General features: G+C 44.5%; 5 protein-coding genes. 2 read left to right on the top strand and 3 right to left on the bottom strand.

Annotated elements, in window-relative coordinates; all coding sequences use genetic code 11:
* The first annotated feature begins 333 nt into the window (after positions 1 to 333).
* Entirely contained in the window at positions 334 to 2,709 is a 2,376-nt protein-coding gene (locus PY092_RS12115) for a prolyl oligopeptidase family serine peptidase (protein ID WP_275616069.1), read from the top strand.
* A gap of 81 nt (positions 2,710 to 2,790) precedes the next feature.
* Positions 2,791 to 4,035 carry an NRAMP family divalent metal transporter gene (locus PY092_RS12110; protein WP_275616068.1) on the top strand — a complete coding sequence of 415 codons (1,245 nt, stop codon included), beginning with the start codon at positions 2,791 to 2,793 and terminating at the stop codon, positions 4,033 to 4,035.
* 2 nt (positions 4,036 to 4,037) lie between these two features.
* On the opposite strand, the gene PY092_RS12105 is transcribed toward PY092_RS12110, so the two are convergent.
* From PY092_RS12105 to PY092_RS12095, 3 genes are read right to left on the bottom strand one after another with little or no spacing between them, the layout of a single operon-like run.
* Positions 4,038 to 5,984 (bottom strand): OmpA family protein, encoded by a 1,947-nt coding sequence (locus tag PY092_RS12105; protein WP_275616067.1) that lies wholly within the window; start codon positions 5,982 to 5,984, stop codon positions 4,038 to 4,040.
* A 1-nt stretch (position 5,985) separates the two neighbouring features.
* Entirely contained in the window at positions 5,986 to 6,981 is a 996-nt protein-coding gene (locus PY092_RS12100; protein WP_275616066.1) for a PorP/SprF family type IX secretion system membrane protein, read from the bottom strand.
* Between the two features lies 1 nt (position 6,982).
* The gene (locus PY092_RS12095; protein ID WP_275616065.1) at positions 6,983 to 11,020 is read right to left on the bottom strand and encodes a T9SS type B sorting domain-containing protein; all 4,038 of its coding nucleotides are present in this window, start codon (positions 11,018 to 11,020) and stop codon (positions 6,983 to 6,985) included.
* Between the last annotated feature and the right edge of the window lie 3 nt (positions 11,021 to 11,023).

The raw sequence follows: 11,023 nt of genomic DNA, 5'->3' as shown, positions 1-11,023 counted from the left end.
ACCGCAACCTTCAGGCCGGCCTCCGAGAGCACCTTTGCGGACATCCCCCCGCCAGCACCCGAGCCAACGATGATCGCATCGTAGACCGTACCGTTCTCTATTATCTGCATTGATCTGTGTTTGGTTTGGTTTTTATTTCACTTCTAATCAAATCATTACCCCATCATTAAAAAGGGATTACATGATTTTTATTCATCTAGTACGTTTTAAAGATAATTTTTCTGAGCATAAAATGGGTGACTTTTTCAAATTTTCATTTTGACGGATTGTCCTACAAACTCATCAAAATAACCGATATTTGAGAAACAGACCATCTAAAACCTTACTATCATCATGCGAAGATTTTTTACGTTTACCGTAGCTTTTCTACTTACCTTCAACATACTTCAAGCCCAAAAAGAAAACACCTCTTCATTAAAAATCAAAGACATCATGCAAGGGAATGACTTTGTTGGCCCCAGACCATCCAGTGCCTATTGGTCCACGGATGGACAGATTCTCTACTTTGATTGGAACCCTAGTGGAGCAATGAGCGATTCACTATATGCCTATTCGATGGAGAGCAAAGACCTGAAAAAGGTGGATTTTTTATCCGCCAACTCGCTACCTTCTTCCAGATTAACGTACAACAAAGCAAAAACGGAAGCGGTTTACTCCAAAAATGGCGATATTTTCTTATTGGATGTTGACACATATCAATCTCAACCCATTACCAAAACCCAAGAACGGGAAAGCAATCCACACTTTACCGATGATGGAAAAAGCATAGCTTTTGTTATGGATGGCGAACTTTTCACTTGGAACATTGCCTCGGGCTTTATGGAGCAAAAAACACATTTTGTAAAGTCCAAAAAAAGTGAACCTCAACGCGATTCCAAGGATGAATGGCTTTACCAAGACCAATTGGACATTTTTGATGTGTTGAAAGAACGAAAAACCAAAAGGGATGCCGGGGAGCAAATCAGCAAAAAACTAGGAGCATTACAGCCTCTGGAGCTTGAAACAGAAGGAAAAAGGGTCATCAGTCTACAAATAGACCCTTCTGGATCTTATATCACATATATTTTAATGGACCGCCCGAATTCCAAAGGAACGATTGTGCCCCATTTTGTGACAGAATCCGGGTATACCGAAGACCAAAACACACGTTCCAAAGTAGGCGATGAACCCACGCAATACGAAATGTTCGTGTACAATGTGAAAAATCGTGAAAGCTATCCCGTGGTCTTGGATAATTTGAAGGGTTTGGACTATGTGCCGGAGTACACCAAAGACTATCCGGATAAACCTTATAAAAATGAGAACCGTATCGGTTTCATCAATGGGCCTACATGGAACTCGGATGGAACTAAGGCCATTTTGGACATCCAAGCCAATGATTACAAAGACCGTTGGATTGTTTTGCTTGACCCCAAAACGGGCAAAGTGGAACAACTGGATCGCCAGCATGATGAAGCGTGGATTGCCGGCCCCGGCATTAGCAGGTGGGGAGGTGGCTCTTTGGGATGGATGCCCGATAATAAAAGTATTTGGTTCATGTCCGAGAAAACCGGGTATTCCCATTTGTATACTTTGAATGTCAACAACAAGAAAACAAGGGCATTGACTTCCGGAAAGTTTGAAATTTACGGCGCGGAATTATCCAAGGATAAAAGCCGATGGTATTTCACTTCCAACAAGACACACCCAGGTGATAGGCAGTTTTACTCGATGTCACTCAAAGGGGGTAAATGGGAGCAATTGACCAACATGGTCGGCAGAAATGATGTGGTACTTTCCCCAAATGAAGAGAAAATGGCCATCCTCTACTCCTACTCCAATAAGCCTACGGAATTGTTTATCCAGAATAATCCCATTGAAACGGGAGGGAATCCCCAAACCCAACAAATCACGTATTCCAATACCGATGACTTTAATGCCTATGACTGGAAAGACCCGGAAATTATCACGTTTAAAGCATCTGATGGTGCAGATGTACATGCAAGACTCTACCAGCCTGAAGCTTCGGTAAAAAACAAGGCTGCTGTGATTTTTGTGCATGGTGCGGGCTACTTGCAGAACGCTCACAAATGGTGGAGTTCCTATTTCAGGGAATACATGTTCCACAATCTTTTGGTCGACAATGGCTATACCGTGCTCGATATTGATTATCGTGGCAGCGCAGGTTATGGAAGGGATTGGCGTACAGGCATTTACCGACACATGGGTGGCAAAGATTTGTCCGACCAAGTGGATGGCGCCAAAATGTTGGTGGACGAATACGGAATCGACACGGATAAAATCGGGATTTACGGAGGCTCCTACGGTGGATTCATCACACTTATGGGAATGTTCAATGCTCCTGACACCTTTAGTGCCGGAGCAGCCATCCGTTCCGTTGGGGATTGGGCCGCGTATAATCATGGCTATACAGCTCGCATCTTAAATACACCTGCTACGGATAGTTTGGCCTATAAACGTAGTTCGCCGATTTATTTTGCAGATGGATTACAGGGAGACCTTTTGATTCTTCATGGCATGGTGGACGACAATGTACACTTTCAGGATATGGTAAGGCTTTCCCAGCGCTTGATTGAACTCGGCAAAGAAAACTGGGAAATGGCGGTGTACCCTGTGGAACGACATGGTTTTGTGGAGCCCAGCAGTTGGATCGACGAGTACACCCGTATTTTTAAGCTATTTCAAAAATCACTTTTAGGGAAAGAATAATGGACTGCATATCATAAGGTAACTGGATAACTTTCAGCAAAAAAACATATCTTCCTGCCTGAAAATTAACAAACAAGCTGCATGAAGGCATTGTTGAAAACTCTTGGCCCTGGCCTATTGTTTGCCAGTATGGCCATTGGCACCTCTCATTTGGTACTCTCCACCAAAGCAGGTGCACAATATGGATGGGTAATGGTAATTCCCATTGTTTTGGCGAACCTGCTCAAGTATCCCTTTTTTGAGTTTGGGATACGGTACACCACGGTAACAGAGAAAAGTTTGATCGAGGGCTACACCAATTTAGGCAAGACCTATTTATGGATCTATGCCTTTGTGACCCTGATTTCCACTTTTACCATTTTGGCAGCGCTTTATGTGGTAACGGCTGGCCTGTTCATGAATTTATTCGATGTGACCTCGGTTGGCGCCGGAATCGTGTCATTGGGGTTGTTTGTTTTTATCGGTTTGATTTTGATCATCGGGAAATATCTATTTCTTGAAAATTCTTTGAAAGTGGTCATCACTATACTTTTCATCGCCTTGTTGGTCACAACTGTAATGGTGTTGCAAAAAGGCCCCGTACCCAATGCTGCATCCTACCAAAGACCCGAAATTTTCAACGAGGTTGGCATTTTGTTCTTGATCGGACTTGTTGGATGGATGCCCACGGCCGTAGAAGCATCGGGCTGGGTAAGTCTTTGGGGCATGGAAAATCTAAAGACCATGAAGAACAAGCCTTCCCTTAAACTTGCCTTGCAAGAATTCAACGTGGGTTATATTTTAACGGCGGTCTTGGCCCTCTTCTTTATGACCATTGGCTGGATGACCTTATACGGAACTGGAACCAAACTTAGTGGCAATGCTGTGGTCTTTGCCGATCAGTTGGTCAACCTATTCACCACGCACATTGGTAGTTGGGCCTACTTTTTTATTGCCGTAGCTGCTTTTGCGACCATGTTCAGTACGTGTATGACTGCACATGACGCGATTTCCCGTGTGAGCTTGGACGTGCTTCAAAAACTGTATCCCAAAAAAAACATCTACAATGGTAAGCACACCTTCGCCTTGATGGTCATTGCGATGGCATGGATCAATTGGATTGTGATCAGTCTGTTCAGTGCCAATATGGGCAATCTTGTGGCACTGGCCACCTTTGTATCCTTTGTTTTTGCCCCATTGTTGGGCTGGATGAACCTAAAAACTGTAACTGGAAAAGATGTTCCAAAGGAACATCAGCCTAAAATAGGGCTAAAAGTCCTAACCTATTGCGGAATGATTTTCCTTTCGCTATTTGCACTATATTATTGCTGGATGTTGCTGGTGTAACTTTAATCAAACAGCACATTATCATTGAGCACTACGACCAAGGACCGTTGGTTCTTTTTGTGCAATACCTCCAAACAAAAGACTCCGTTGGTACAATTGTTCAGTATTTTATCCTCGCCATAACCTATGGAATATAAAATGCTATTGGCAGGCACACCCTTCTCCACTAAATATTTTTTGATGGCATCCGAACGTGCTTGGGTAAGTCTAAAATTGGTACTGCTTCCTCCCCTACTGTCCGTATAAGTTTCTATTCTAAGTTGTGCACTAGGGAATGCCTTGGCAAAATCAACGACTTTGGTCAGTTCACTTTTGATGTCATCCGTGAGTTGGGTGGAACTGGTATTGAAATAGAAATCATCCATCTTTACTACCTTTTGACCTTCGCGCTCTTCCACTAAATCATCATAAAAGGCAATTGGAACATCAAAAGTGCCGTTTTGAAAAGCATCCAGTTCTTCTTGTTCAAACTTTTTGACAAATCTTGAGTAGCGTTCTCTTGAGGCATCCAATACCAACTCGGTCTCGTATGGAATTTCCAATCGGTATTGCCCTTGCTCATCCGAAGTTGTCTCGGCCAGCATTTCCCCGTTCATATCCCAAAGACTTACCGAAGCATTGGGAACCACTTCGGAGGTACTGCTTGCATTGACCACCGCACCTTTAAAGGTAATGGTCTTGAGTCCCGGTTTTTCGTCCACTTTAAAACCATAAATATCATCTTTTCCCTTTCCTCCTGTACGGTTGGATGCAAAATATCCCAACAATCCTTCGCCTTCATTGCGGATGATCATACCGAAATCATCAAATTCGGTATTGATGGGATTTCCCAAATTGATGGGAATTCCGAAGCCCTCTCCTTCTATATTGGATTTGTAGATGTCCATGCCTCCGAGTCCGTAAAACACATCGGAAGCAAAGTAAAAACTGTTCTCAAAAATATATGGCGCTATCTCGTTGCCCGATGAATTGATTCGGGGACCCAAATTGATCGGGGCGGACATTACCTGCCCGTTATTGGTATAGACAAAATAAATATCGGTTCCTCCATAGCCATCTTCAAAATCGGCTGAAAAGTAGAGCTTTCCACTGGCGTCATCATAAAAAGGATAATAGAACGATGTGCTCAAATCCTTCAACAACATTTGGTACGAACCCCCGATGGTCTGCTTTGCAATGGCCAAAGCATTCTTACCATTGGCATCAAAAGCCAGTTCGCCATCCTGTGTATTGGACAAAACATAGAATACACTGTTCAATTCTGATGAAAAGGACGGTGTAGCCTCATGGTAATCGGTATCCTTCAGCTCCTGAAAAGTCTGTAAGGACGTAATTTGTCCCGTTGGCTGGATCTCGGATTCATAAATATTGAAGTAGCCTTCGTTGCTGGGTTCGTATCGTAGTTTTTTGTTGACTTGCCTCCCACTGGAAAACAATAGTTTATCGTTGTAAAAACTAGGGGCAAAATCGGTTTGGGGACTATTCCCTTCCAGATTGAAGATTTCGTAGTCCAATTGATTTTCATCTGTTCCATTTTGCAACAATTGATCATTGAATTCCTTGTTCTCCATCAATTCTTTGGGAAAATGTGATGATACATTGGCTAAAAATCCCTCTTTCCCTTCAATTTGAGGGGTTTTGGAAAGACTTTGAAGCATTTTATTGTAATGATGGGCATCCATCAAGGAATCTTGACCATAGACTTCCATATAGGCCTCTGATGCCTTTTCAAAATTACTGGTCTCGAAATAGGCATCCGCAAGGTTGAGGAACTGCTCTTTGGTTATCACACCTTCGGACATTTCCTGCTCGTAAGCATCGACCGCTTTTTGGTATTCGTATTGAAAAAAGAAAACATCGCCTTGGGACTTCTTTTTTTGAGCGAAGCTGAAAACCACGCCCAGAAGGAATGCCCAAAGTGTTACTTGTATTTTTGTTGCATGGTTCATGTTAGAAAAATCTTGGGGAATCTATCTGTTTTCCTTTATTTTTTGATTTTTTGTTCTTCGATTTGTCATTGTTATTTCCAAAGTCAAAACCGCCTCTTCCAATATAGAATTTTAAAATGGCCTCATGGGAACCGCCACTGTACTCGCCCAGACCATTGGTGTTGTAATCATAGGAATAGCCAATGAACATTCCGTTGGAAATCTGGAAGCCAGCCAATCCGCTCACAGCATTATCAAAACGATATGAGGCTCCGATGGTCAAGGCATCGATGAACTGAAAGTTAGCCGATAAGTTTACCGTTACGGGGGAACCTGTCAAATAATTCACAAGAAATGCAGGTTTAAATTTGGTCTGTTCTCCCAGTTCAAACACATAACCTCCAATGGCATTGAACTGCATATTGTCCTCCACAATGGTCGCTACCTCATCATTGTACAGGGCATTCGTTAAAAAATTGGGAACGGAAATGCCCAAATACCAGTCTTCTTCGTGATACATGAAAAGTCCTGCTCCCACAGTGGGGTAAAAGTTGCTATAATTTCCACCTAAAATGGAACCGTCCGATGGGTTTTCAAATGTACCCTTGGAGTAATCCACATTAAGGGACGAACCCCCCGCATTAAGTCCGAAGGAAAGCTTGGTCTCATCGGACAACTGAATTTGATAGGAATAAGCCACATCAAAATAGGTTTGTGTAGACGGCCCAAGTACATCGTTCACAATGTTGACACCCAGTCCCATTTTCTCATTGTTGAAAGGAATGTTGGCCCCACCACGAATGGTGGTCGGTGCACCAGGGATATCCACCCACTGTGCACGGTACAATCCTATGATTTCAGGACTTTCCACCGTCCCTACATAGGCCGGGTTAAAACTCCCAATATTGTACATGTACTGGGTGTATTGTGGTTCCTTTTGCGCATGGACAAAGCCCATGTTCAACAGCAACCCTAGAAGCAAAATTCTATATATAGGCAAAGCTTTTCTATCTGGCATTTTAGTTGTCTCTTACGATTTGTATCCACCCTTTGACCACATCCGTTCCATCTCCATTGAGGTCCAGAATATAAAAATAGGTGCCTTTGGGCAAATCCCCATTCTTACCAGTTCCGTCCCACGAACTATCGTAGCCATCCATTTGGAAAACGCTGTTTCCGTAACGATCGAATATCTCCAACGATGCTTGTGTATATGGACCATCTGAACCGACCAATTTCAAGGTGTCATTTATACCGTCTCCATTAGGCGAAAATATGTTACAGATGGTTCCAGGGTCTTCACATTGGCTCCTTTCCGCATTCACGGCTACCGTGTCCGAATTGTTATCGGTAATGGTCGCATCTGCTGGGAAGGAAGAAATCAAGATCGCTGTATTGTCCAAATCTTCCAAATCATTGATAATGGCAGTGATAGTCAATACTGCTTCTTCATTATTTGAAGTCATCTCCATGATAGTCCATTCTCCAGTTTCAGGGTCATAATCGCCTAAAGAAGCTTGATGGCTATCATAAGTGAACGAAGATGACAACACATCGGAAACAACAATATCCAATACACGGGTCAAATCATTGTTTGCCAACGTAATTTCAAAAGTAACTTCTTCGCCAATCAATTTAGATCTATTATCCAAAACCGTTTTTGTAATGCCCAAATCAATATCCTCGGGGTTACAATCCGGTGTAAGGAAAGGATCGCAAGCATCCAGTGGGTCTGTTGCATTTTCTGGAATGGCTTCCGTGGTTGAATCATCTTCGACCAAAACTTCCTCTCCATCCGTCAATCCATCACCATCAGTATCTGGATTGTTCGAATCAGTACCCAGAGCAGTTTCTTCACCATCGGTAAGGCCATCTCCATCGGTATCCACTGAACAATCACTTACCGAAATGGTTACCTGTACCGATGTGGGGGTACAGGGTGCTTCGACCGTGGTGGTGTATTCAAAGACATAGTCCCCTCCGGGCAATCCCGTAAAATCGACATTGTTTTCAGAACCAATGCTCAGGGTTCCGTTTGATGGGTCTGTAATGACAGCCCATGTTCCCGGGTCCGCCCCGGTAAGGGTGTTATCCAAATCCAATACGGTAGGGCCTCCGTTTCCTACCACATTACAGGCCGTGGTATTTGTTGCCGTACCCGCACTTGGGGTATCGGTAATTGTAGCCACTACTTCCACGGGGTCAGATTCGCATCCGTTAGCTGTGGCCGTTACATAAAAAGATGTTGTTTCGGTCAAATTATTTATGGTGTATGTGGCACTGGTGTTTACGATATTGCCAGCTGTAGGTGCATCGTACCATCGGTAACTTATCACTCCTTCATCCACTGATGCAGTTGCTGTCAATGTTATCTCTCCTGATCCACAACGGGAATCTTCTATAGTATCGGTTATCGTTGGAACTGAGTTTCTTATCAAAGTAATTTCCATAACAGGACTGGCACAATCATTGGCCTCATCATAGAAAAAACCAAAGTACCTTCCCGGCTCTACTACGTTTGGTGCATTAAGGAAAGCATCCGTTTCCGTATAATCATCACTTGTACTCCAAGTGAGCACTGTTCCTGTAGGAGCCCCAGTTGTGGCATACGCACTCAAATCAACACCATTTGGGTCATCATCATTAATGAAACCATCCCCATTGGCATCACAAAACTCCAAGTCAACATTACTTCCAGGAGCTGAATTACCTGCATTACATGGACCGGAACAATCATCCACGATTACGGTAAGTTGCACGGTCTGGTCGCCACAAATCCCTGCTGCTGTAACGGTGTAAGTGAACACATAATTTCCAAGCGGTTGACCATCAAAATCAACTACGTTATTTGCATCAATGGTTATGGCCCCGCCCGATGGATCTGTGGTAATACTCCATGCCCCGGGGTCTGCACCTGTTAGCTGGTTATCCAAATCCAGTGTGGTAACGCCATTGCTGGAATCGGCACAAACACTGGCACCTGTGGTTGTTCCCGTATTGGGCTCTTCGTTCACGGAGAGCACAACTTGCACCGTGTTTGGACTAGCACAATCGTTCAAGCTATCGTAGTAAAATCCGTAATATGTATTTTGATTGACCACTTGGGCTCCTGTCACGACAGTTGAACCCAAATGATCGGCTTCCACACTTGAATCTGGATTGGTACTCCAAACGAGGTCTGTTCCTGCTGGTGGTACACCGTCCACATAGTCGTTCAAGTTTTGGGTAAAATCATCAAAGCTTGCCACACAGAACTCCGTTCCTGTATCGTTAAGTGATGGGGTGCTTGTGCCTGCATAACAGGTTTCTTTAGCTACATCATCAGTAGCAGGAGCGCCATCTCCATTGGTATTTGAAAGTATTACGGAAAGCGTAATGGTACCGTTACCAAGACCACTAAGATTTATACCTGATATTTGCTGCGTCGCTGATAAAATGTTTCCTGTACCTGTTACATTGGTACCTCCCCCGGTACTGCTGATTATATATTCATAAGATGCATCTACTTCTGCATCCGAAAAAGTAAAACTAACCGCATTCTCATTAGTCTGATTAATAGGATCTTGATCAAAGCTTACCGTATAACCCGAAGGGATTGTTGTAACCTTAACCGCTGTATCTTCTGTTGCAGGGCCTTCATTTCCCAAAATATTGCTTACAGTTACAGAAAGTGTCACAAGACCATCAGGCAAACTGCTTAAGTCAATACTATTTACAGTTTGATTTGAAAAAAGGACCGAACCTCCTCCTGTTACCGAAGCCACATTGCCATCTCCATCACTGGTAAATGTATAATCAAAGGAAGTTAAAAATGTTGGTGCACCAGAAAATGAGAAACTTACAGAATTTTGATTGGCTGAATTGATAGGATCATCATCAATGGTTACCGTATATCCAGAAGGCTGCTCATTATCTTCACTGAGAATATTGACCGTAGCACTATCTGAAGCTCCCACCGTATAGCCTGCACCTGTTTCGAGAATAACCTCCACTGTTTCTGTTAGTTCAGTTAGATTATCATCAATTGGCTGTACAACAATAGTTGCACTGGTTTGTCCATTGGATATAGCAACCATTCCTGAAAGTTGATCATAATCCACATCTGGGGTGGCTGCTGTTGCTTCTTCACCAACACTATAATTAATGACTATATCACTACCAGTATTATTAACACCATTTATCTCTACAGTAAAGGTACCTGAAGTTTCTCCAACTTCATTGGCTGTATCATCTGAGGCTGTTATTGATACACTATAAACATCCTCGCTCGTTATCGTCACCGTGGCCTCGTCCGGGGAACCCACCGTATAGCCCGCTCCCGGGTCAAGGGTCAGCACCACCGTCTCGTCGACCTCAACGTCCGTATCGTTGACAGGGGTAAGGGTTATCGTGGCACTGCTCGCGTTGTTCGCGATCTCAACACTGCCCGTCAGGGCGGCGTAGTCGTCCACCGATGTCGCGGTCCCACTCACTGTGTAGCCCACCGTCAAGGGGGAGCCCGAAGTGTTCGCAACGTCCAGGCTCACCGTGTACTCGCCAGTGGTCGTACCGGCCTCCGTGGCCGTGGCATCACTCGCCATTATCGTGGCAACGGGGCCAGGGGCAACATCCTCGCTCGTTATCGTCACCGTGGCCTCGTCCGGGGAACCCACCGTATAGCCCGCTCCCGGGTCAAGGGTCAGCACCACCGTCTCGTCGACCTCAACGTCCGTATCGTTGACAGGGGTAAGGGTTATCGTGGCACTGCTCGCGTTGTTCGCGATCTCAACACTGCCCGTCAGGGCGGCGTAGTCGTCCACCGATGTCGCGGTCCCACTCACTGTGTAGCCCACCGTCAAGGGGGAGCCCGAAGTGTTCGCAACGTCCAGGCTCACCGTGTACTCGCCAGTGGTCGTGCCGGCCTCCGTGGCCGTGGCATCACTCGCCATTATCGTGGCAACGGGGTCCTGCCCAAACCCCACACCAATCCCTAAAAAAAGAAGCAGAATAAACAATAGTCCACCGCGTTCCTTAGCGGCAGATGGCAATAATGAGGTTTTTTTAAGCAGAGGTTGCATTAT

It is taken from the genome of Flagellimonas yonaguniensis (assembly GCF_029193885.1).
GTDB classification, from domain to species: Bacteria; Bacteroidota; Bacteroidia; order Flavobacteriales; family Flavobacteriaceae; genus Flagellimonas; species Flagellimonas yonaguniensis.
This window is presented reverse-complemented; position numbering and strand designations above follow the sequence as displayed.

Bases quoted from the DNA above. Each gene is read 5' to 3' on its own strand.
- PY092_RS12115 (WP_275616069.1), top strand. From the start codon at position 334: ATGCGAAGATTTTTTACGTTTACCGTAGCTTTTCTACTTACCTTCAAC.
- PY092_RS12110 (WP_275616068.1), top strand. From the start codon at position 2,791: ATGAAGGCATTGTTGAAAACTCTTGGCCCTGGCCTATTGTTTGCCAGT.
- PY092_RS12105 (WP_275616067.1), bottom strand. From the start codon at position 5,984: ATGAACCATGCAACAAAAATACAAGTAACACTTTGGGCATTCCTTCTG.
- PY092_RS12100 (WP_275616066.1), bottom strand. From the start codon at position 6,981: ATGCCAGATAGAAAAGCTTTGCCTATATATAGAATTTTGCTTCTAGGG.
- PY092_RS12095 (WP_275616065.1), bottom strand. From the start codon at position 11,020: ATGCAACCTCTGCTTAAAAAAACCTCATTATTGCCATCTGCCGCTAAG.